Annotated in this window: 20 protein-coding genes and 1 riboswitch; of the genes, 12 read left to right on the forward strand and 8 right to left on the reverse strand. The window is 66.7% G+C overall.

All coding sequences use genetic code 11. The features are described from left to right. Positions 1–4: 4 nt before the first annotated feature. The 3 genes from AC5P8U_RS02700 to AC5P8U_RS02710 are packed head-to-tail and all read left to right on the forward strand — an operon-like array spanning position 5 to position 1796. Complete coding sequence (locus AC5P8U_RS02700; protein WP_088496806.1) at positions 5–637, forward strand: YceI family protein; 633 nt, start codon at positions 5–7, stop codon at positions 635–637. A gap of 10 nt (positions 638–647) precedes the next feature. Then, complete coding sequence (locus AC5P8U_RS02705) at positions 648–1220, forward strand: cytochrome b (protein ID WP_088496805.1); 573 nt, start codon at positions 648–650, stop codon at positions 1218–1220. A gap of 3 nt (positions 1221–1223) precedes the next feature. After that, positions 1224–1796 carry a YceI family protein gene (locus tag AC5P8U_RS02710; RefSeq protein WP_021202032.1) on the forward strand — a complete coding sequence of 191 codons (573 nt, stop codon included), beginning with the start codon at positions 1224–1226 and terminating at the stop codon, positions 1794–1796. Between the two features lie 71 nt (positions 1797–1867). On the opposite strand, the gene AC5P8U_RS02715 is transcribed toward AC5P8U_RS02710, so the two are convergent. Further along, positions 1868–2098 (reverse strand): glutaredoxin family protein, encoded by a 231-nt coding sequence (locus tag AC5P8U_RS02715; RefSeq protein WP_072168604.1) that lies wholly within the window; start codon positions 2096–2098, stop codon positions 1868–1870. A 100-nt stretch (positions 2099–2198) separates the two neighbouring features. On the opposite strand from AC5P8U_RS02715, the gene AC5P8U_RS02720 reads away from it, so the two are divergent. Next, a complete protein-coding gene (locus AC5P8U_RS02720; RefSeq protein WP_049415888.1) occupies positions 2199–3581 on the forward strand; it encodes an L-serine ammonia-lyase in 1383 nt (460 codons plus the stop codon). A gap of 127 nt (positions 3582–3708) precedes the next feature. Next, positions 3709–4704, forward strand: coding sequence for an alpha/beta fold hydrolase (locus tag AC5P8U_RS02725; RefSeq protein WP_072168570.1), 996 nt, complete (start codon positions 3709–3711; stop codon positions 4702–4704). Positions 4705–4811: 107 nt separating this feature from the next. Here AC5P8U_RS02725 and AC5P8U_RS02730 read toward each other — a convergent pair whose 3' ends face one another. The 3 genes from AC5P8U_RS02730 to metX are packed head-to-tail and all read right to left on the reverse strand — an operon-like array spanning position 4812 to position 8139. Beyond that, positions 4812–5879, reverse strand: coding sequence for a homoserine dehydrogenase family protein (locus tag AC5P8U_RS02730; RefSeq protein WP_088496804.1), 1068 nt, complete (start codon positions 5877–5879; stop codon positions 4812–4814). Next, positions 5876–7111 (reverse strand): O-succinylhomoserine (thiol)-lyase, encoded by a 1236-nt coding sequence (locus AC5P8U_RS02735; RefSeq protein WP_111200760.1) that lies wholly within the window; start codon positions 7109–7111, stop codon positions 5876–5878. The genes AC5P8U_RS02730 and AC5P8U_RS02735 overlap by 4 nt, the downstream gene beginning before the upstream one ends. Further along, positions 7108–8139: a homoserine O-succinyltransferase MetX gene (gene metX, locus AC5P8U_RS02740; RefSeq protein ID WP_353080228.1), complete on the reverse strand. Its 1032-nt coding sequence runs from the start codon at positions 8137–8139 to the stop codon at positions 7108–7110. Before metX ends, AC5P8U_RS02735 begins: the two co-directional genes overlap by 4 nt. A 76-nt stretch (positions 8140–8215) precedes the next feature. Then, positions 8216–8334, reverse strand: a riboswitch (SAM riboswitch). A 147-nt stretch (positions 8335–8481) separates the two neighbouring features. On the opposite strand from metX, the gene AC5P8U_RS02745 reads away from it, so the two are divergent. The 4 genes from AC5P8U_RS02745 to AC5P8U_RS02760 all read left to right on the forward strand — a co-directional run bounded on the left by AC5P8U_RS02745 (position 8482) and on the right by AC5P8U_RS02760 (position 13891). Continuing rightward, the gene (locus AC5P8U_RS02745) at positions 8482–9366 is read left to right on the forward strand and encodes a M23 family metallopeptidase (RefSeq protein ID WP_088496802.1); all 885 of its coding nucleotides are present in this window, start codon (positions 8482–8484) and stop codon (positions 9364–9366) included. Between the two features lie 66 nt (positions 9367–9432). After that, positions 9433–11037: a peptide chain release factor 3 gene (locus tag AC5P8U_RS02750; protein WP_049415910.1), complete on the forward strand. Its 1605-nt coding sequence runs from the start codon at positions 9433–9435 to the stop codon at positions 11035–11037. Positions 11038–11196: 159 nt separating this feature from the next. Further along, the gene (gene trhA / locus AC5P8U_RS02755; RefSeq protein WP_005418403.1) at positions 11197–11835 is read left to right on the forward strand and encodes a PAQR family membrane homeostasis protein TrhA; all 639 of its coding nucleotides are present in this window, start codon (positions 11197–11199) and stop codon (positions 11833–11835) included. Positions 11836–11917: 82 nt separating this feature from the next. Next, a complete protein-coding gene (locus AC5P8U_RS02760) occupies positions 11918–13891 on the forward strand; it encodes an AsmA family protein (protein WP_434556929.1) in 1974 nt (657 codons plus the stop codon). A gap of 491 nt (positions 13892–14382) precedes the next feature. Here the strand turns inward: AC5P8U_RS02760 and AC5P8U_RS02765 are convergent, their stop codons facing one another. The 3 genes from AC5P8U_RS02765 to mtgA form a co-directional block, all read right to left on the reverse strand. After that, complete coding sequence (locus AC5P8U_RS02765) at positions 14383–14814, reverse strand: CBS domain-containing protein (RefSeq protein ID WP_005418405.1); 432 nt, start codon at positions 14812–14814, stop codon at positions 14383–14385. Further along, a complete protein-coding gene (locus AC5P8U_RS02770) occupies positions 14774–15793 on the reverse strand; it encodes a glycosyltransferase family 2 protein (protein WP_072168565.1) in 1020 nt (339 codons plus the stop codon). The genes AC5P8U_RS02765 and AC5P8U_RS02770 overlap by 41 nt, the downstream gene beginning before the upstream one ends. Positions 15794–15854: 61 nt before the next feature. Further along, positions 15855–16604, reverse strand: coding sequence for a monofunctional biosynthetic peptidoglycan transglycosylase (gene mtgA, locus AC5P8U_RS02775; RefSeq protein ID WP_072168564.1), 750 nt, complete (start codon positions 16602–16604; stop codon positions 15855–15857). 77 nt (positions 16605–16681) lie between these two features. On the opposite strand from mtgA, the gene hslO reads away from it, so the two are divergent. The 3 genes from hslO (at position 16682) to AC5P8U_RS02790 (ending at position 21802) form a co-directional block, all read left to right on the forward strand. After that, complete coding sequence (hslO, locus tag AC5P8U_RS02780; RefSeq protein ID WP_072168563.1) at positions 16682–17575, forward strand: Hsp33 family molecular chaperone HslO; 894 nt, start codon at positions 16682–16684, stop codon at positions 17573–17575. Between the two features lie 116 nt (positions 17576–17691). Next, the gene (locus AC5P8U_RS02785) at positions 17692–18540 is read left to right on the forward strand and encodes an XOO1806 family protein (RefSeq protein WP_061478882.1); all 849 of its coding nucleotides are present in this window, start codon (positions 17692–17694) and stop codon (positions 18538–18540) included. A 373-nt stretch (positions 18541–18913) separates the two neighbouring features. Then, entirely contained in the window at positions 18914–21802 is a 2889-nt protein-coding gene (locus tag AC5P8U_RS02790) for a TonB-dependent receptor plug domain-containing protein (protein WP_053496147.1), read from the forward strand. A 141-nt stretch (positions 21803–21943) separates the two neighbouring features. Here AC5P8U_RS02790 and AC5P8U_RS02795 read toward each other — a convergent pair whose 3' ends face one another. Next, positions 21944–22546: a TetR/AcrR family transcriptional regulator gene (locus tag AC5P8U_RS02795; protein WP_005418411.1), complete on the reverse strand. Its 603-nt coding sequence runs from the start codon at positions 22544–22546 to the stop codon at positions 21944–21946. Positions 22547–22683 lie beyond the last annotated feature (137 nt).

Here is a 22683-nt window from a genome sequence, read left to right on the forward strand (position 1 = left end):
ATCGATGCGTCCCTGTCTGGCCCTGCTGCCGATGCTGCTCGCCACCGCCCCTGCCTGGGCGGCCGCTGACACCTATCGCCTCGATCCGGTGCACACGCGGGTGCTGTTCTCGATCGACCACGCAGGCTACTCGCAGGCCATGGGCACGGTATCGGGCAGCGAGGGGCGCGTGCGGTTCGATCCCGACAACTGGCGCGACGCCACCGTGGAAGTGGATGTCCCGGTGTCGCGACTGGACCTTGGTGATGCCAAGTGGAACCAGGCCACGTTGGCCCGCAGCCTGCTCGACGGCGAGCGTTTCCCGACCGCGCGATTCGTCTCCACCAAGGTCGAGCCGATCGATGCCAGGCGCGCGCACGTGTCCGGCACGCTGACCCTGCGCGGGGTCAGCCAGGAAGTCACGCTGGATGTGACCCTCAACGCCATCAAGCGCTACCCGCTTCCCCCGTTCCGACGCACCGCCGGTTTTTCCGCCAGCACCACGCTGAGCCGGCGCGCGTTCGGCATCACCGCCTGGCCGGGCGTCATCGGTGATGCAGTACAACTGAGGATCGAGGCTGAAGCCACCCTCGACCGCAGCGACGCCCCGGGAACTCCCGCTCCCGTTCCGCACTCCGACCCCAAGACGGCCCCCTAGAGGACCCCTCATGACCGCCAAGAACACCCCCGCCGCCTGGGGGAGTGTCAGCCAGATCCTGCATTGGTTGATCGCACTGCTGATCCTCGCCCTGGGCGTGGTCGGCCTGACCATGGGTGAACTGCCCAAGACCCCGAAGTACTTCTGGGTCTACACCGCGCACAAGTCGATCGGCATCACCGTGCTGGCGCTGGTGCTGTTCCGCCTGGGCTGGCGCCTGTACGCCGGTGCACCGAAGCCGGTGCCGGGCGTGCCCAGCTGGCAGGAGCGCATCGCCGGCGCCACCCACGTGCTGCTGTACGTGCTGATGTTCGCCATCCCGCTGTCGGGCTGGCTGTACGACTCGGCCAGCGGCCTGCGCCCGTTCCGCTGGTTCGGCCTGGTCGACGTGCCCAAGCTGAGCGGACCCGACCCGCAGGTTGTCGCGGTATCGCATGCCATCCACGAATACGGCTTCTGGCTGTTGATCGCGGTGGTGCTGGCCCATGCCGGCGCTGCCTTCTACCACCACCTGTTCCAACGCGATGCAACGCTGTCCCGCATGTTGCCGCGCGGCTGGCTCGCCTCCCCTCAGAAGGACTGACCGATGAACCTGAAACTGACCACTCCGGCCGCCGTGGCCGCCGCCCTGGCCGGCATGCTGGCCACCGCTCCGGCACTCGCTGCCGATTACGCGCAGGCTCCCGGCGCCGGTTCGATCCTGGTGTTCGCCACCAAGTACGACGGCGAAGTGTTCACCGGCAGCTTCCCGGGCTTCGCGACCAAGCTCAGCTTCGACCCGGCCAACCCGGCCGCCGGCTCGCTGGACGTGGTGATCCCGCTGGCCGGTGCCAAGAGCGGCAACAGCGACCGCGATTCGACCCTGCAGGGTGCCGACTTCTTCAATGTTGGCAAGTTCGCCACCGCACGCTACACCGCCAAGGGCTTCCGCGCGGTGGGCAACGACCAGTTCGCCGCCGATGGCACACTGGAGCTGCGCGGCGTCAGCAAGCCGGTCACGCTGACCTTCACCTGGAAGCCGGGCACCCAACCGGTGCTGACCGGCAAGGCCACGGTCAAGCGCCTGGACTTCGGCGTCGGCGGCGGTGACTGGGCCGACACCAAGACCATCCCGGACGAAACCGCGATCAGCACGATCGTGAAGTTCGACGCGAAATAAACCGCATCGGGTAGTGCCGGCCGCTGGCTGGCATCACCGGGAACAGAGGGGTTGCCGGCCAGCGGCCGGCACTACCGATCGACGGCCAACCACGCCCGAACCGTGGCGGCGTCGAACGGCCAGTCCAGCTCGCGGTCGCCGCGCTCGTCACGCAGCACAGGCACCCGCGTGCCATAGCGCGCTTCCAGCGCCGGCTGGTCGTCCAGGAACAGCGATTCGAACTCCGGCGCCCGTGCCCTCGCCAGCTCGGCCAGGGCCATGTCGCACAGGTGGCAATCGTCACGTTGGATAAGGGTCAACACCGGCCGGGCTCCCGTGGCGGAAATGCTGCGCCGCAGCCATGGAAGTGCGGCGTGAACCGCTAGAATAGCGATCTCTTCCGGTACCCGCAGTACGGCAATCATGGCTGTCAGCACGTTCGACGTTTTCAAGATCGGCATTGGCCCGAGTTCCTCGCACACCGTCGGGCCGATGAAGGCCGCCGAGCGATTCATCCATCGCTGGCTGCTCGACCCGGGCCGCCTGCACGAGGTCGCGCGCATCCGCGCCGATGTCTATGGCTCGCTGGCACTGACCGGCCGCGGCCACGGCACCGACAAGGCGATCCTGCTGGGCCTGGAAGGCCAGCGGCCGAACCTGATCGACCCGGACATCATTCCGGCCACGCTGGAGCGCATCCGCAGCAGCAAGCGCATCCAGCTGATGGGCCAGCACGAGATCGCCTTCGACGAGAAGCGCGACCTCGGCATGAACAAGCGCCAGAAGCTGCCCTACCACACCAACGGCATGCGCTTCACTGCCTACAACGCCGACGACGAAGTGATCGCCACCCGCGACTACTACTCGGTGGGCGGCGGCTTCGTGGTCAACCAGGACGACGCGGCCGATGATCGCATCGTGCCCGACGAGACCCCGCTGCCCTACCCCTTCAAGAGCGGCGATGAGCTGCTGGCGCAGACCGCGCGCAGCGGCCTGAGCATTGCCCAGCTGATGTTCGAGAACGAGAAGTGCTGGCGCAGCGAAGACGAGATCCGCGCGCAGCTGCGCGAGATCTGGAGTGCGATGCAGTCGTGCGTGGCGCGCGGCATCCGCGAGGAAGGCGTGCTGCCGGGTGGCCTGAAGGTGGGCCGTCGTGCACCGGCGCTGTACCGCGAACTGTCGTCGAAGCCGGAAGCGGCGATGCGCGACCCGCTGACCACGCTGGACTGGGTCAACCTGTACGCGCTGGCCGTGAACGAGGAGAACGCGGCCGGTGGCCGTGTGGTGACCGCGCCGACCAACGGTGCGGCCGGTGTGCTGCCGGCGGTGCTGCACTACTTCGACCGCTTCTGCCCGGGCGCGAACGAACAGCGCGTGTTCGACTTCCTGCTGACCTCGGCGGCGATCGGCATCCTCTACAAGGAAAACGCCTCGATTTCCGGCGCCGAAGTGGGCTGCCAGGGCGAGGTTGGCGTGGCCTGCTCGATGGCGGCCGGCGGCCTGGTCGCGGCACTGGGTGGCAACCCCAGCCAGATCGAGAACGCCGCAGAAATCGGCATGGAACACAACCTGGGCCTGACCTGCGACCCGATCGGTGGCCTGGTGCAGATCCCCTGCATCGAACGCAACGCGATGGGCGCGGTGAAGGCGATCAATGCCTCGCGCATGGCGATGCGTGGCGACGGCAAGCACAAGGTGTCGCTGGACAAGGTGATCAAGACCATGCGCGATACCGGCCGCGACATGCAGGACAAGTACAAGGAAACCAGCCGCGGTGGCCTGGCAGTGAACGTCATCGAGTGCTGAGTTGTAGAGCCGGGCACCTGCCCGGCTGATGGGGCAGGAGCAGCCGGGGGTGGCCCCGGCTCTACATCGGACGACACCATCACCGCGTTCCGGTTAGGCTCGGGGCTCCCCCATCCCGGATTGCCCCATGCGCGTGATCGCTGCTGCCCTGCTTGCCTGCCTTCCGCTGCCTGCCCTGGCCGCGCCCAGCTACGGGCCGCGCCTGGAGGGCTTCGACTACGGCTATCCGGTGAAGACCTTCGCGCTGGAATCGCAGCGGCAGCCGCTGGAGATGGCCTACCTGGACATCGCACCGAAGAAGACTCCGATCGGCGTGGTGGTGCTGCTGCATGGCAAGAACTTCTGTGCGGCCACCTGGAAGGAATCGATCAAGCCGCTGGTTGCCGCCGGCTACCGGGTGATCGCTCCGGACCAGGTCGGCTTCTGCAAATCCAGCAAGCCCGAGCGCTACCAGTACACGTTCGCACAGCTGGCAGCCAACACCCATGCCCTGCTGCAGCAGCTGCAACTGGGCGACGTGCCAGTGCACCTGGTCGGACATTCGATGGGCGGCATGCTGGCGGTGCGCTACGCGCTGATGTACCCGCAGGACCTGCGCAGCCTATCGCTGGTCAACCCGATCGGACTGGAAGACTGGAAGGCGCTGGGCGTGCCATGGCGCAGCGTGGACGCGTGGTATGCCGGTGAAATGAACATCAGCTACGACAGCATCCGCCGCTACCAGCTGGATGTGTACTACGACGGCAAATGGAAGCCGGCCTACGAACCCTGGGCGCGGATGCAGTCAGGCATGTACGAAGGGCCCGGCAAGCAGGCCGTCGCATGGAGCCAGGCGCTGGCCTCGGACATGGTGTTCAACCAGCCGGTGGTCTACGAACTGAAGAACCTGCAGGTGCCGACTACGTTGTTCATCGGCCAGAAGGACCGCACCGCGATCGGCCGCGACCTGGCGCCGCCTGCGGTGAAGGCGACGCTGGGCAACTATTCGGTGCTCGGCAAGTCCGCGGCCGCGACGATTCCCGGCGCCACGCTGGTCGAGTTCGCCGAACTGGGCCATTCGCCGCAGGTGCAGGACCCGAAGCAGTTCAACGCCGCGTTGCTGAAGTCCTTGAAGTCACGCTGACCGGCAGGGCGCCCCTGTAGAGCCGAGCCCATGCTCGGCTCATCCAGCAGGAGGGGATCTCGCCAGTAGCAGCCGAGCATGGGCTCGGCTCTACAAGAACTGTGCGATCAGCCGACGATCCGCAGCACGTCATCCAGCAACGCGGCGGCGGTGACTTCCGCGCCCGCACCCGGGCCTTGGATCAACAGCGGCTGGCGACGGTAGCGATCACTGTGGATGGCGACGCGGTTGTCGGTCCCCGCACCCTGCGCCAACGGGTGATCAGCCGGCAGCTCGCGCAGGCCCACCTGCGCACCCTCACCGTCAACACGGCCAACGAAACGCAACACGCGGCCGTTTTTGCGTGCCTGCTGCCAACGCGCCTGCAACGGCGCATCCAGCTGCTCCAGCGCAGCCACTGCGCCCTCCAGCGGCAACGCGGCCAGCGTTTCAGGTACCAGTGAATCCACCTGCACCTGCGAAGCATCCAGCGCCAGCCCGCTGCTGCGGGCCAGGATCAGCAGCTTGCGCCGCACGTCTTCGCCGGACAGATCCAGGCGCGGATCGGGCTCGGTGTAGCCGGCCGCCAACGCTTCGCGCACCGCCGCCGAGAACGGCGACTGGCCGTCGTAACGATGGAACAGCCACGCCAGCGAACCGGACAGCACACCCTCGATGGCATGGATGTGATCGCCACCGGCCACCAGCGCGCGCAGGCTGCTCAGCAGCGGCAGGCCCGCGCCGACGGTGGCGCTGTCGCCATAGCGCGCACCACTGTCTGCGCAGCTTTCGGCAATCGCCTGCGCGCGTGCGAGCTGCGCACCACGGCCCAGCTTGTTGGCGGTCACCACATGCACGCCGCGCGCCAGCCACTGCACGTGACGTGCGGCCACGTCTTCGCTGGCGGTGGCATCGACCACCACATCGCCACGCTCCAGCCCTTCGGTGCTGGCCCACGCCGGCGAACTCTGGCCATCGCGTGGCGCACGTCGCGCCAGCTCCAGCGGCAGCACCAGGTCACGATCGATCTCCAGCGCAGTGCGTGAATTGGCCAGCCACTGCACGCTGGGCAGTTCCAGCCCACGCGCCCGCAATGCCTGGTAACGCTGCACGAAGGCCGAGCCGACCGTGCCAGTGCCCAGCAGCGCCAGGCGTCCCACGCCCAGCGCAGGAATGTCGGCGGCGAGCGCGCTCATGCATCCACCACCTGTTTGCGGCGTGCGGCCGCATCGATCACGACTTCGGCGCGCTGCAGCGCGGCACCGAGATCGGCCAGCAGGTCGCGCTCGGCCTCGATGCCGACCGACAGGCGCAGCAGCCCTTCGCTGATGCCAGCGGCGGCACGTGCTTCTGGGGTCATCGCCGCATGGGTCATGGTCGCCGGATGGGCGATCAGGCTTTCGACGCCGCCCAGCGATTCGGCCAGGGTGAAGCAGCGCAGGCCATCCACGAATGCGCGCACTGCCGCGTGCGGATCTTCACCGGCGCAGTGCGCAAGCTCGAACGACAGCATCGCACCGAAGCCGTTCTGCTGGCGTGCGGCGATGGCATGGCCGGGATGTTCGGCCAGGCCCGGGTAGTACACCGTGCCGACCGCCGGATGCCGGTCCAGCAGGGCGACGATCGAGGCGGTATTTTCCTGGTGCACGCGCAGGCGCGCATCCAGCGTGCGCAGGCCACGCAGCGTCAGGAAGGCATCGAACGGTGAACCCGTCAGGCCCAGCGCGTTGCCCCACCACACCAGCTGCTCGTGCAGTGCCGGATCACGCGCGACCACTGCCCCGCCTACCACATCGCTGTGGCCGTTGATGTACTTCGTGGTGGAATGCAGCACCAGGTCCGCACCGAACGACAGCGGTTGCTGCAGCGCTGGCGACAGGAACGTGTTGTCGACCACCACGAGAGCGCCGGCCTTGTGCGCGGCATCGATGACGAAGCGCAGGTCGGTGATGCGCAGCAGAGGGTTGGACGGCGTTTCCACCAGCACCAGCTTCGGCTGGGTGGCCAACGCCTGCGCCAGTGCACGCGGATCGGTCAGGTCGGCGGTGACCAGTTCAAAGTGGCCCTTCCTGGCCAGCGCATTGAACAGGCGCCAGCTGCCGCCGTACGCATCGTGCGGCACCACCAGGGTATCGCCCGGCTGCAGCAGTGCGTTCAGCACCAGGTTGATCGCGCCCATGCCGGTGGCGGTGACCACACCACCGACGCCGCCTTCCAGTTCCGCCAGCGCCTCACCCAGCAGGTCGCGGGTCGGGTTGCCACTGCGCGTGTAGTCGTACTGGCGCTTGTTGCCGAAGCCGTCGAAGCTGAAGTTCGACGACAGCACGATCGGCGGTGTGACCGCGCCATGCGCGGTGTCCCGATCGATGCCCGCACGGACGGCGGCAGTGGTGCGACTACAGGACGGCTCGTTGGCGTGCAGGCTCATGCGGACTCTCCAGAGGTGCGGAAGGCGGTGGCGAGGATCGCGTCGATGCGATCGGTTTCTTTGAGGAAGGCGTCGTGGCCATAGGGCGAACGCAGCACGCGCAGGCTGCCGCGCGGGCCCAGCCCTTCGACCAGGCCGACCAGGTCGGCCAGCGGCACCAGGCGGTCGCCCTCCACGGCGACCACCACGGTCGGTGGCAGGATCGCGGCGGGGTCGACACGGTGCAGGTCGATCGATTCGGACAGGCGCAGGTAGGCGGTCACCGGCGTGCGCGCGACGTACTGCGCGCCGGCGGCGTCGAGGTAGTCTTCGGCGGCCACGCGCACGCGGCCATTGATGACCTCCGGCGCGGCGTCGAAGCGCTCGCCGAATTCTTCCGGGGTGCGGTAGCTGAGCATGGCGAACTGCCTGGCCAGGGCCAGGCCGTGGTCTTCGCCGCACTGCAGCTGGCCCAGCGCAACCGCGCGGCGCTGCAGCGCGCGCCACGCGGCGGCATAGGGATGCGGGCGGTGCGCGCCGCTGGCCAGCACCAGCTGGCGCACGCGGGCGCGGTGACGGATCGCGAACTGCTGGCCGACCAGCGCGCCATACGAATAGCCGACGAAGGCCTTCAGCGTGCGGATGCCGAGATGGTCCAGCAACAGCGCCAGCGCATCGGCCTGGTCGGCAGTATCGATCGGCACATCCAGTGCACCGTCGGCACCGATGAAATCGAAGGCCAGCACGCGCAGCTGCTGCGGGTCGAGCGCGCGGCCGCTACCCACAAGCGCTTCGGCCCAGCCCTTCTCGCTGAACTGTGCATTGGACGCCACGTGGCGATGGGCGGAAATGCCACCGGCCAGCACCACCACCGGTGCGTTGGCCGGGCCCACCCACTCATAGCGCAGGCGCACCGGGCTGGGGCCTGCATGGCGCATCGACAGCACTGCGGCGAACTCACCGCGCTCCGCGTGCACGCGGTCTGCGACCGGCACGCTGACGGGGACAAAGGGTTCGGGGCGAATGGCGGTACTGGAAGCGAAGCTCATGGCGGGATCCGGTTGGGGAATCGGCCATCGAGCCTTCGCGGGCCCGCGTTCGATATGCACGTGGGGTGCATGGTTCGAACCATCTTTCGGTGGACGCCACGGTCCCCGCAGGATTTGGCACCTACGCAGACGCTTGCGCGCCTGCGGGCTGCCCCGGCTTCAAAGGGCCTGTCCCTCTGCCGGTCTCGATGGTGGAGCCACGATGCCAGCCCTTTCCGGCACTGTCAATCCCTTCATGCGGATAAAGCGATAGATATTTCCAGGATCACTCTGCGAGGGCCGTCCCGGTCGCCCCGTTCAGGATCGGGTACAGTCCCGGCGGTCCTCTTGCTGGAAACGCCGATGCCGCGCCTGCCCCTGTCCTGCCTGCTGTTGCCTCTGCTGGCGAGCGCGACCGCATACGCCGGCGACTGGCGCCAGGGCTGGGGACTGGCTCCCCCTTCCGCCCCTGCCACCCGCGCAGGCAGTGCCGAGGGCGCCGTCCCCATGGCCCGGTTGCGCCTGCAGCCGGTCGGTACGCAATGGCAGGCGCGGATCGACAACGGGCTGGCAGGGCCGCTGCAGATCCAGCTGCGCGCCGCCCCCGGACACCCGGTCGAAGGCCTCCCGGTCGAGTCGCTGATCCAGGGCGACAGCAGCCTGGTGGTCGGCCACCTGCCCGCCCCGATCGATGGCCGCATGCTGGATCTGCGCCTGCAGTCGGTGCCGGGCAACCCGGCCGCACAGGCCGAAGATGTCGGCTATCGCCTGCCGTTCGATGCGACCCGCCTGCGTGTGGACCAGGCACCGCAGGGGCGATTCAGCCATGACGACGAGGAGAACCGCGACGCGGTCGACTTCGCACTGCCGGAGGGCACCCTGGTGCTGGCCGCGCGCGAGGGCACGGTGATGCAGATCCAGGATGGCTTCCGTGGCAACGGCCAGGACCGCGAGCGCGATGGTGCCCGTGCCAATTTCATCCGCGTGCTGCACAGCGACGGCAGCATGGCCCTGTACGGCCACCTCCAGGCCGGCGGCATGCGCGTGCGCCGCGGCCAAGCGGTGGGAGCCGGGCAACCGATCGGCCTGTCCGGCAACAGCGGCTACAGCACTGCGCCGCACCTGCACTTCGTGGTGCAGGTCAACCGCGGCATGGGCCTGCGCTCGGTGCCGGTGCGCATCTTCGCCGGGCAGGGCCAGCTGCAGTTCGCCCGCCACAGCGAGGCCGACGGCGGTATCGGGCGCTGACCGGCCCCGGCCGGTATAATCGGGCGCTTATCTCTTTGAAAAGCGCCCCGGGCGGGCGCCACTGCCATGTCCGAAGTCGCCAACGAAGCGTCGCGTCGCCGCACCTTCGCCATCATTTCCCACCCTGACGCCGGCAAGACCACGCTGACCGAAAAGCTGCTGCTGTTCGGAGGCGCGATCCAGATGGCCGGTTCGGTCAAGGGCCGCAAGGCCGCCCGCCACGCCACCTCCGACTGGATGGCGCTGGAAAAGGAGCGCGGCATCTCCGTCACCTCCTCGGTGATGCAGTTCCCGTACGAAGGCAAGATCGTCAACCTGCTTGACACCCCTGGTCACGCCGACTTCGGCGAGGACACCTACCGCGTGCTGACCGCAGTGGACTCGGCGCTGATGGTGATCGACGTGGCCAAGGGCGTGGAAGAGCGCACCATCAAGCTGATGGAGGTGTGCCGCCTGCGCGACACCCCGATCATGACCTTCATCAACAAGCTCGACCGCGAGGGCAAGGACCCGATCGAGCTGCTGGATGAAGTGGAGACCGTGCTCGGCATCCAGTGCGCGCCGGTCACCTGGCCGATCGGCATGGGCCAGCGCCTGAAGGGCGTGGTTCACCTGCTGACCGGCGAAGTGCACCTGTACGAACCGGGTCGCAACTTCACCCGCCAGGACTCGACCATCTTCCCATCCATCGATGCGCCCGGCCTGGCCGAGAAGATCGGTGCGCAGATGCTGGCCGACCTGCGCGACGAACTGGAACTGGTGCAGGGCGCCAGCCATCCGTTCGATCTGGACGCTTACCGCGCCGGCAAGCAGACCCCGGTGTTCTTCGGCTCGGGCGTGAACAACTTCGGCGTGCAGCCGCTGCTGGACTTCTTCGTCGAGCATGCGCCGTCGCCGCAGGCGCGAACCACCACCGGCCGCGAAATCGCACCGGAAGAGAACAAGCTGACCGGCTTCGTGTTCAAGATCCAGGCCAACATGGACCCGCAGCACCGTGACCGCGTGGCATTCATGCGGGTCTGTTCGGGCCGTTTCAGCGCCGGCATGAAGACCTTCCACGTGCGCACCGGCAAGGAAATGAAGCTGGCCAACGCGCTGACCTTCATGGCCAGCGACCGCGAGATCGCGGCCGAAGCGTGGCCCGGCGACGTGATCGGCATCCACAACCACGGCACCATCTCCATCGGCGATACCTTCACCGAAGGCGAAGCGGTGACCTTCACCGGCATTCCCAACTTCGCCCCGGAACTGTTCCGCCGCGCACGCCTGCGTGATCCGCTCAAGCTCAAGCAGCTGCAGAAGGGCCTGGCCCAGCTGTCCGAGGAAGGCGCGACCCAGTTCTTCCGCCCGCTGACCAGCAACGACCTGATCCTGGGTGCCGTCGGCGTGCTGCAGTTCGACGTGGCGGCCTACCGCCTGAAGGACGAGTACGGTGTGGAAGCCACCTTCGAGCCGGTCAGCGTGACCACTGCGCGCTGGGTCCACTGCAGCAACGAGAAGAAGCTGGAAGAGTTCCGCGAGAAGAATGCGCTCAACCTGGCGCTGGATGCGGCCGGTCACCTGGTCTACCTCGCTCCGACCCGGGTCAACCTGCAGCTGGCCCAGGAACGCTCGCCGGATGTGCGTTTCTCGGCCACACGCGAAGCGGCGCACACCGTTTCGGCAGGCTGATGCCACGGGGTCGGATCCCTTTCCGCAAGGAAAGGGCTCTGACCCCGCCGTCGCAACGCAGGGATTCACCCACCATACGGTGACGGGCGTGCACGTGCCGCCCATCGCGGCGATGATAGAGGGGTGCGGGTCCCCCTCCCCGCGAACGATGCCTACGCCATGTCCACGACTTCCGTTGCTTCGATCCGCGAAGAAATCGCCAGCGCCCTGACCCACGGCCTCGGTGCCGTGCTCGCCCTGGGCGCCGGTGCGGTGCTGATCACCCTGGCCGCGATCTACAGCGATGGCTGGCAGCTGGCCGGCGCCATCGTGTTCGGCATCGCGCTGCTGCTGCTGTACACCGCGTCCACCCTGTACCACGCCATCCAGCACCCGGTCGCCAAGGGCCGGCTCAAAGTGTTCGACCACTGTGCGATCTACGTACTGATCGCCGGCACCTATACCCCATTCACCCTGATCGGCCTGCGCGGCCCGTGGGGCTGGGGCCTGTTCGCCGCGATCTGGACCCTGGCCCTGGCCGGCGTGGTGTTCAAGCTGTTCTACACCGGTCGCTTCAAGCGCCTGTCCACTGCCATCTACGTGGCCATGGGCTGGCTGGTGATCGTGGCGGTCAAGCCGATGCTGGCCTCGATCGACGGCTGGACGCTGGGCTGGCTGCTGGCCGGCGGCCTGTCCTACACGCTGGGCACCTATTTCTACCACCGCGAATCGATTCCCTATTCGCATGCGATCTGGCACCTGTTCGTCATCGGTGGCAGCGTCTGCCACTTCGTCGCGGTCACCATGCAGGTGCTGTAGCACCGGCCCGTGCGTGGCGCGTGCACGCCGCGCACATGGACGCTTCGCGCCCCGTCCACGATGAGGGGGCAACCATGGCAGCGTGAATGCCGCCGCCTCCCCTGCCACAAAGCGCACGAACCGCTGGCGCCTGGGCCGCCCCGGCCCGCGAGGCCGGCGCTGGTTGACGCTGCTGATCTTCCTGCTCGCGGCGATCCTGGTACTGATCGCACTGTGGGACTGGAACTGGTTCAAAGGCCCTGTCGAGCGCGCCGTGCAGGCCCGTACCGGCCGTGCACTGCACATCGGCCATCTGGATGTCGACCTCGGCCGGACCAGCACCATCCGTGCCGATGCGATCACCTTCGCCAATGCCGGTTGGGCGAAGCAGCCGAACATGGCCACGGCCGACCGCGTCGAGATCGACGTGCGCGTGTGGCCCCTGCTGCGCGGCAGCGTGCAGCTGCCGGAAGTGCGCCTGACCCGACCGGACGTGCTGCTGGAAACCGCCCCACGCCAGGGCGAGCCGGGCAACTGGGACTTCCTCGGTGACAGCGCTGGCGGCACCAGCCCGCAGCTCAAGCGCCTGCGCGTCGACGACGGCCGGCTGCAGTTCCTCGACGCACCGGGCCGTACCGACATCCGCGTGGGCGTGCGCAGCGGCCAGCCGAAGCAGGCAGATGCCTCGCCGCCGCTGCTGGTGCAGGGCAAGGGCCACTGGCAGGGCAATGCGTTCACCCTGCAGGGCGGAACCGAATCGCCGCTGGAACTGACCAACAGCGACCACCCGTTCCGCATCCACCTCGACGGCCGCGCCGGCGCCACCCACGCGGTGGCCAGCGGCACGCTGACCAATCCGTTCCAGCTGCGCGTGTTCGACCTGCAGTTCGCACTCAGTGGCCAGGACCTGGCCGATCTCTACCCATTGCTCGGCATCGCCATTCCGCCGTCCCCGCCCTACGCGCTGAACGGACGCCTGAAGCGCGACCACGACGTCTGGCGTTACGACGGTTTCACCGGCAAGGTGGGCGACAGCGACCTCGGTGGCAGTCTTCAGTTCGAGGTGGGCCGCGACCGTCCGCGGCTGACCGCGACGCTGGAATCCAAGCGCCTGGACTTCGATGACCTGGCCGGCTTCGTCGGCGCGCCGCCGAAGACCGGCGGCGGCGAAACCGCCAATGCGGAGCAGAAGGCCGAGGCCGCACGGGTGGCCGCGCGCGCGCGCGTGCTTCCGGACACGCCCTACAACCTCGGCAAGCTGCGTGCGATGGATGCCGATGTGCGCTGGAAGGCCCACCGCATCAACGCACCGTCATTGCCATTGGACGACATGGACGCCCATCTGCTGCTGGATGACGGGGTGCTGCGGCTGGCCCCGCTGAACTTCGGCGTCGCCGGCGGCGATATCCGCAGCACCATCCGCATGGACGCACGCCAGCCGCAGATCAGCACTGCGCTGAAGGCGAGCGTGCGCGGCGTTCAGCTGGGCCAGCTGTTCCCCGATGCCAAGCTGGCCGAACAGGCCAAGGGCGGCATCGGCGGTGAGGTGGACCTGAGTGGCCGCGGCAATTCGATCGCCGCGATGCTCGGCAGCAGCAGCGGCAAGGTCGGCCTGGCGATGGGCCGTGGCCACGTCGGCAACCTGGTGATGGAGCTGGCCGGCCTGGATATCACCGAATCGCTGAAGTTCCTGGTGACCGGCGACAAGCAGATTCCCCTGCGCTGCGCCTTCGCCGACTTCGGTGTGCGCGACGGCCTGATGACCAGCCAGGCGCTGGCGGTGGACACCACCGACACGATCCTCATCGGCGAAGGCACCGTCAGCCTGCGCGACGAAACCCTGGACCTGCTGCTGAAGCCGCGCCCGAAGGACAGGAGCATCCTGGTACTGCGCTCGCCGCTGCACGTTGCCGGCACGTTCAAGGACCCCTCGTTCCGCCCGGACTTCAAGGCGCTGGGCATCCGCGGAGCGGTGGCCCTGGCACTGGGCAGCATCGCCCCGCCGGCGGCGCTGCTGGCGACGATCGAGCTGGGGCCGGGCAAGGATGCCGACTGCGGTGGGCAGTATGCGAAGTAGGTTTACAGCGTTGTTCGCGGCGCCTCTTTTCCCGCGCGTAGAGCCGGAGCAGGGCGACAGGCAGGACACGCCGTAAATACGTCCCTGTAGGCTCGGTCGGCGCATCCATGCGCCTCACGGTCCTGCCTGCCGCCTTGCTCCGGCTCCGGACAGTTTCCTGCGCGCGCGGAACGAGAGCGAAATTCAAAGTCAAAAGAAAAAAGCAAAGTCACAAGCTGTTGCCAACCAAGGTTGGCGGCTACCCAAAGCGAGCCATCGCGCATGTGCGCACCGCGCTCACAGGAACGTGTCCAGAGGCGGAGGGTGCGGCTGGGCAGGACCGTGAGGCGCATGGATGCGCCGATCGAGCCCCCATGGATGGGTTTACGGCGTGTCCTGCCCAGCCGCACCCTCCGCCTCCCAACGTATCAGGAAGGCGCTGCTTTGGCTTTGGCTGTGGCTTTGAGCTTCGAAAAGCGGGCCGGCGGGCCGCAGGCCCGCCAGCGACACCCTCACCCGGCAACGATGTACTGCTGCAGTTGATCCAGCTCCCGCCGCTGCGCATCGATCACCGACTTCACCAGGTCGCCGATGGAGATCACCCCCAGCACCTGCGCGCCCTCCACGACCGGCAGATGGCGGATGCGATAATCGGTCACCAACTGAAGGCAATGCTCCACCTGCTCGCCCGGCGACACCGTCACCACCTGCGACGTCATGATCTCTGCCACCGCCGTATCGCGCGAAGAGCGATCACGCAACACGATCTTGCGCGCGTAATCACGCTCGGACAGGATTCCCACCAGCCGCGGGCCGTCCATCACCAGCACCGCACCGATGCCCTTTTCCGCCATCAACCGGATCGCATCGATCACCGCCGCATCCGGCGCGACCGCATGTACTTCAGGAGACTTGCCGTCCAACAGTTGCCGTACCGTGGTCATCTGCCTGCCCTCCCAGGGTGGGTTGCGGGACCGAGTCTGCCACGGACGATGCTAGCCAGGCGTCAACCAGGTACAACGGCCGCTGCTTGGACTCCTCGTACAGCCGCCCCAGGTACTCGCCGATCAGGCCAAGCGCGATCAGCTGCACGCCGCCCAGAAACAGGATCACCGCCATCATCGTCGGCCAGCCCGCCACCCGGTCGCCATACAGCGCCGCCTTCACGATCACCCACAGGCCGAACACGAAAGCGACGGCCGCGGTTGCCAGCCCGAGGTAGGTCGCCGCCCGCAACGGCACGGTCGAGAACCCGGTGATGCCTTCGAGGGCGAAATTCCACAGCCGCCACAGGCTGAACTTGCTGGTGCCGGCCACACGCGCGTGGCGGTGGTAGGTCACGGCGATCCGCTTGAATCCCACCCAGCTGAAAAGTCCCTTCATGAAGCGGTGGCGCTCGCGCATCCCGCGCAGGGCGTTCAGCGCGCGCGGTGACAGCAGGCGGAAGTCCCCGGTATCGGCCGGAATCGGTGTCCGCGACAGGCGGCCCATCACCCGATAGAACATCGCTGCCGTGGCGCGCTTGATCCAGGCCTCGCCATCGCGGGCCATGCGCGTGCCGTAGACGTTGTCATGCCCTTCGCGCCAGCGCGCAACGAACTGCGGCACCAGCTCCGGCGGGTCCTGGCCATCGGCATCGAGGATCATCGCCGCACCCTCGTGCACCAGATCCAGGCCGGCGGTCAGCGCCGCTTCCTTGCCGAAGTTGCGCGACAGCTTCAGCGCCGATACGCGTGCATCGGCCTGGGCCAGCCCGGCGATCACGTCCCAGGTACCGTCATGGCTGCCGTCGTCCACATAGAGGATGTGACCGTCGATGTCGGGCATGCCGTCGAGCACCGCGCACAGCCGTGGATGCAGCAGCGGCAGTGCCAGGGCCTCGTTGTAGGCGGCGATGACGAAGGTAAGCCGTTCGCGGGTCATGCCCGGATTATACGTTGCCGGCACGCGGCCGGCCCGTCGCCTGCCAATTGCAGCGCCGGGCTCAGTCCTCCGACAGATAGGACGCACCACCCAGCTGGCGCGCCTGGCGTTGGATCCACGCGGCCCGCCGCTGCACATACGGCCCAGGTTTTGCCGCGTTGTAGCGACGCGGTGCCGGCAACACCGCGGCCAGGCGCGCGCTCTCGGCCGGACTCAGCCGGGCCGCGTCCTTGCCCCAGAATTTCTGCGCTGCCGCTTGCGCGCCATACACGCCATCACCGAATTCGGCAATGTTGGCGTACATCTCCAGGATCCGCTCCTTTGGCCACAGCGCCTCGATCAGCACCGTGTACCAGACTTCCAGGCCCTTGCGGATCCAGCTGCGGCCCTGCCACAGGAACAGGTTCTTGGCCACCTGCTGGCTGATCGTGCTGGCGCCGCGCAGGCGCCCGCCCCTGGCGTTGTGGTCGCGCGCCTTTTCGATGGCCTGCAGGTCGAAGCCGTTGTGGTCGGGGAAGCGCTGGTCCTCGGCCGCCACCAGCGAGATCGGCAGGCTTGGTGCCATCTGGCCGAGGTCGCGCCACTGGTAATGCAGCCGATAGGACCAGTCGGCCTCGCCCAGCGCCTCGCCATAGCGCCACAGCATCACCATGGACACCGGCGGGTCGATGAACCGCAGCACCAGCACCTGCAGACAGCTGAAGGCGGCCAGCAGCACCGGCAGCCACAGCAGCCGCTTCCAGCGCCAGCGTCGCCGGCGCGGCGCGGCGACCACGGCCTCTACCTTGTGCTGCTCTCCCGCTGCCCCCATTACTGGTGCATCCTTCTTCTGTCTGGTTGTCGGCGCATTATCCGGCAACCGCCCCCGTTTACGCGCGATGTGAGCCGATGACCGCCAACCCCGATTCCCTGATCCGTTTCCTGCTCCCCGACGCCGGCGTGCGTGGCGTGCATGTGCACCTGCAGGCCACCTGGCAGGAAATCCTGTCCCATGCCGCCTACCCGGACGCCGCTGCCGAACTGCTTGGCGAGGCCTGCGTCGCCTCGGCGCTGTTCACCGGCCACACCAAGATCGACGGGCGCCTGTCGGTGCAGCTGCGCAGCAGCACCGCGCTGCGCACCCTGTTCGCCGAATGCACCGCCGTCGGCACCCTGCGCGGTATCGCCCAGCTCAGCGAGGGTGGCGACGCACCGCGTGACCTGTCCCGCCTCGGTGATGACGCAATCCTCGCCATCACCATCGAGAACCCCGGCCTGGACCCGCGCGAGCCGCAGCGCTACCAGAGCCTGGTCGCGCTGACTGCGCCGGAACTGGACGAGGCCTTCGAGGACTACTTCCGCCAGTCGGAGCAGCTGCCGACCCGCCTGCTGCTGGCCGCCGACCGCAACGGTGCCGCCGGTCTGCTGCTGCAGAAGCTGCCGGGCGACGAAGGCGACGAAGATGGCTGGGCCCGCGCCAGCGCCCTGTTCGAAACCCTGGGCAAGGCCGAACTGCTGGCGACCCCGGCCGAGCAGCTGCTGCACCGCCTGTTCCACGAGGAGCGGCCGGAACTGCTGGGCGACAAGCCGCTGTCCTTCGCCTGCTCCTGCTCGCGCGAGCGGGTGGCTGGCATGCTGCAGTCATTGGGCGAGGACGAAGCCCGCGCGGCCGCCGAGGCCACCGGCGCCGTCGAGGTGCGTTGCGAATTCTGCGGGCGTGAGTATCACTTTCCATTGACGGAGTTCGGCATACTGTTCCACGGCGCCCAGGGGGCTGTGGCGGCGCCTGAACGACTTCAGTAAACGGCAGTCTTGTACCTGGGGAGGATCAAGGCTTGTTAAGAATTCATAAACACCCTAGGATCGAGTTCCCGTCCCCGCGGGAACTTCCGTTGTCCGTCCCTGTCTGAACTGGTCCGATGCGTACCTTCCTGCGTCTACCGCTGGCCCTGCTGATCGCCCTTGGCGCGATCACGGGCGTGCATGCGCAGAGCAAGGACACCCGCACCGTGTTGCCGGTATGGAACAAGGGCAGCGGCAAGGTCGAGGCGCTGCTGTACCTGGAGCCGACCGGCGAACAGGCAGCCGGCGCCCGCTGGCATTTCGGCCGCAATTCGCTGGACGCGGCCTTTGGCCTGTCCTCCGGCGATTCGCTGGGCCTGCTCTGCAACAGCAGCAGCGGCACCAGCATCAGCGGCCTGGCCAGCCATTGCATGCTGGCCAGCCTGGGCGACGAGGATGATCTGAACAGCCGTCGTTTCAGTGGTACCGCCGCGTTGAACCGGGGCAACAGCCGCTTGGGCATCACCGCCGGCACCGGCCGTGAAACCCTGCCCGCCTGGTTGTCGGGCCCGAACAAGACGCCCTCGCTTCGCGCCGAGCAGAACGATCTGACCGTGTTCGCGCAGAAGAACATTGGCCGCGAAGGCTTCGTCTCCATCGCCGGTACCTACGCCAAGGCACGCCTGGTACCGCTGGCCGACGCTTCGCCGGCCATCGTCGATCGCTGGGACAGCAAGAGCCTGAGCATCGGTGCCGGTTACGGCAACTTCACCGGCAGCATCATCGGCCGCGTGGTCGACGTGCCGGGGAAGCCCGGCAAGTTCGAAGGCCTGGGCATCGGCCTGACCTGGCGTACCCCGTGGTCTGGCCAGCTGACCGTCGGCGCCGAGAACGTGATCAGCCGCGGCAAGAATCCATTCTCCCCGCGCAACGAAAGCAACGACGACGGCACCGTGCCGTACGTGCGTTACGAACAGGATCTCTGATCCCCTCAATCAGGTTCAGCAACGATATTCCCGAAGGCGCCGAAAGGCGCCTTTTTGCATCTGCGTGCCTGCCTCGCACTCGCATGAGCAGTATCGACCGTAGAGCGTATCGACATAATGGGATACATATCAGTCGAAACTTTTTTCATCATTCTGTGTTAACAAACGAGGCAGATCAGCATGACCATACCGGCAACCCGTTGATTAGGCTGGGAAAAGCGCTTTTTTACCAAAATCACAGACTTCATTAACACAGCTTTAATTCTTGGCGAACGCCCGTTACTATCGGGTCAGCCTCGCGATTTGGGAGCGCTTTTTTCGCTCCCCCGCCGGGCATTAACCCCAGCCAAGATTTCTTGGAGAGAGAGAGCCAATGAAACTCAAGTCCAGCCAGCTGCGTGACGCAGTTGTGATCGCGCTTGTCGCCGGTGCCACCACCGCGACGGCCCACGCCCAGGAAGCCACCAACCTCGACCGTATCGAGGTCACCGGTTCGCGCATCCGTCAGGTCGATACCGAAACCGCCCAGCCCGTCCTGAGCATCAGCCGCGCTTCGATCGAGAAGAGCGGCTTCAAGACGGTTGCCGACGTCCTGCAGAACATCTCTGCCGCCGGCAGCCCGGCCATCAGCCGTTCCGAGCCGCTGTCCTCCGGCGAAGCCGTCGGTGGCTTCTACATCGACCTGCGCAACCTCGGTGCCGAGCGCACCCTGGTGCTGGTCGACGGCAAGCGCCTCGGCGCCAGCGTCAGCGGCCTGCAGGACGTGTCGCAGATTCCGTCGGCCATCGTCGAGCGCATCGACGTGCTGAAGGACGGCGCCTCGTCGATCTACGGCTCCGACGCGATCGCCGGCGTGATCAACATCATCACCCGCAAGAACTTCCAGGGCCTGGAAGCCAACGCCTACGTCGGCCAGTACGGCGAAGGCGACGGCCAGAAGAGCAGCTTCGACTTCGTGGCCGGCTTCACCGGTGATCGTGGTTCGGTCACCATCGGTGCGGAATACGCCGAAGAAAAGGCCGTCTGGGCCAAGAATCGCTGGTTCAGCAAGTCGCAGCGCACGGATCGCCACCCGGACCGCGGCTGGACCCCGGTCAGCCAGTGGGGCGCGGTCTATGACGTCAATGATCCGAATGCACCGTTGCTGACGCTGAACCGTGGTGGAAATCCGTTCGATCCGAACGCCTATCACGAGACCGACCTCACCCCGATCACCGGTGACGTCAGCAACTCCAACGAGCAGATGCACCTGCTGACGCCGACCAAGCGTCGTTCGGTGTTCGCCAACGTACAGTACGACCTGACCGACAACATCCGCTTCGTCTCCGACCTGCTGTACACCCGTCGCGAGTCGCAGGCCCAGGTCGCCGGTTATCCGCTGCAGTCGGCCGACTATGAGCGTCAGCTGGGTACCGTGCTCTCGCAGGACAGCTACTACAACCCGTTCGGCACCGACATGGGCTTCATCCGTCGTGGCTGGGAAGTGCCGCGCCTGTCGACCAACAAGCTGACCACCTTCCGCTTCACTGGCGCCCTGCAGGGCAGCTTCCAGTTCAATGACAAGTACTTCGACTGGGAAGCCGGCTACATCTACCAGAACTCGGAGAACCTGCAGACCCAGACCGGCAACTACAACATGCTGGCGGTCACCCAGGCCACCGGAGCGTCGTTCCTCAATCCGGCCACCGGCCGCGTCGAGTGCGGCACGGCCGCCGGCCTGGCCGCGGGCACCAACCCGATCTATGGCCCGGGCCCCGGCGGCTGCATTCCGTGGAATCCGGCCATTCCGTACGGCCGTACCGGCGACGGCGGCCTGACCGGCAACCCTGCCCTGCAGCAGTTCCTGTTCCCGACCACCAAGAACACCGGTGAAGTCACCACCAAGACCTACTACGCGAACATCGCCGGCAGCCTGTTCACCCTGCCAGCCGGCGACCTGGGCTTCGCGCTGGGTTACGAGTACCGCGAAGACAAGGGCACCTACGTTCCGGATGCGCTGTCACAGTCGGGCTACTCGACCGATCTGGCGGCCGGCCCGACCGGTGGTGGCTACAACGTCAACGAAGTGTATCTGGAGCTGAACGTTCCGATCCTGGCCGACCTGCCGGGTGCCAAGGAACTGAGCTTCAACGCCGCATCGCGCTACTCGAAGTACAACACCTTCGGCAACACCACCAACAACAAGTTCGGCCTGAAGTGGAAGCCGATCGACCAGCTGCTGGTGCGCGCCACCTATGCCGAGGGCTTCCGCGCACCGACCATCGACAATCTGTACGGTGGCAGCTCGCAGACCTTCGCCTACTTCACCGATCCGTGCGATACCGATTTCGGCCTGGCTGCCAGCGATCCGGCCACCGCCCAGCGTTGCGCCGCCGCCCTGGGCGCGCTGGCCCCGAATTTCCGCCAGCTGAAGCAGGGTTACGTCCCGGCGGAAGGTCAGGATGAGCAGAGCCCGGTGCCGTTCAACGCCGTCTCCAACCCGAACCTGACTCCGGAAAAGTCCAAGTCCAAGACCGTCGGCCTGGTGTGGAGCCCGACCTTCGCCCAGGGCCTGAACATGAGCCTGGACTGGTGGAACATCAAGATCACCAACACCATCGTCACCGACGATCCGACCACCCAGCTCAACGACTGCTACGTACTCGGCATCGCCGACCGCTGCAACTCGTTCACCCGCGACGCAACCCGCGGCATCGTGACCAACCTGACCTACGCACCACGTAATGCCGGTTACCAGGAAACCGAAGGCTTCGACTTCGATGTGGCCTATCGCTTCGAAACCAGCAGCTGGGGCAGCTTCAACGCCAACCTGCAGAACACCTACGTCAGCAAGAACGTGCTGAAGACCACCAACGCGCAACAGGTGCCGGTGTCGATCCTCAACGGCTTCAGCAGCAACTTCCGCCTGCGTTCGAACCTGGTGCTTGGCTGGGAATACGGCGATTGGGGCATCACCTGGGGTACGCGCTACTTCTCCAGCGTGAAGGAACAGTGCTACTTCTCGACCGAGTGCAGCCTGCCGGACTTCGGTTCGCCGGATCCGGCACGCGACCAGCCGATGAACCGCCGTGGCGCCACCACCTTCCACGACGTCCAGGTCTCCTGGAACGCACCGTGGAATGCAACCATCGCCGTGGGCGCGCGTAACGTGTTCGACCATTACGGCCCGCAGATGTACTCGGCGCCGAACTCGCAGTACTCCTACTACGGTGGCTACGACATCGGTCGCTTCATGTACATGCAGTACAAGCAGAAGTTCTGATCGGGAACCTGATCAGCTGATGCAGCAACGGCCCCGAAAGGGGCCGTTGTTCTTTGTGCGCCATGGACGGGCGCTGGCCAGCGCACAACAAAAAAGGCCGCAGCATCGCTGCGGCCTTCCTTCGAGATCATTTCCGGGCGCTCATCCGTTCGGAATCAGCGTCTCGATCAGATGCTCGACGTACGCTTCGAAATCCTCGCGCGCCTGCTTGGGCTGCTGCAGCTGCAGCGACAACTGCAGGAAGCCGACATAAGCGGCGTACGCAAGGCGTGCGCGATGACGCGCATCGGTCGAGCTGAGGCCGGCCTGGCGGAACGAGGCGACCAGATAGTCGAGGCGACGCTGCGAGACCCGGTCGATCACCGGCCGCACCATCGGATGATCCAATGCCTTCAGCAGCTCGCTGTAGATGATGTGCGGCTGCACTTCATGCGCCACCATCTGGAACAGCTGGCGCAGGCGCACGCGCGGATCCGGTACGTCTTCCAGGCTGCCGAACACCTGTTCCTGTTCGAACAGTTCCCAGCGTTCCAGCGCCGCCTGCAGCAATGCATCGCGCGAAGGGAAATGCCAGTAGAAACTGCCCTTGGTAACGCCGAGCCGCCGTGCCAGCGGCTCTACCGCGACGGCGCCGACACCTTGTTCAGCAATCAGATCGAGGGCCGCCTGGGCCCAGTCTTCGGCACTCAGGCGGCTGTTGCGGCCGGCGCGCGGTTCGCCGGCGGAAGCGTCAGGTTGATTCATGGACTGATTTAACCATACGCCGGGGTTCGTTGCAGTACGCGGTTGCGGTCGAAACCGTCGCAGGCCCGTCGGAAGGGTCCCTCCACGCGCGTTCTGCAACGCACCATACCGTGCAGTATTGACTTCCTCTCGAAGCT

The organism is Stenotrophomonas sp. YJH_SMC_81 (assembly GCF_059370875.1).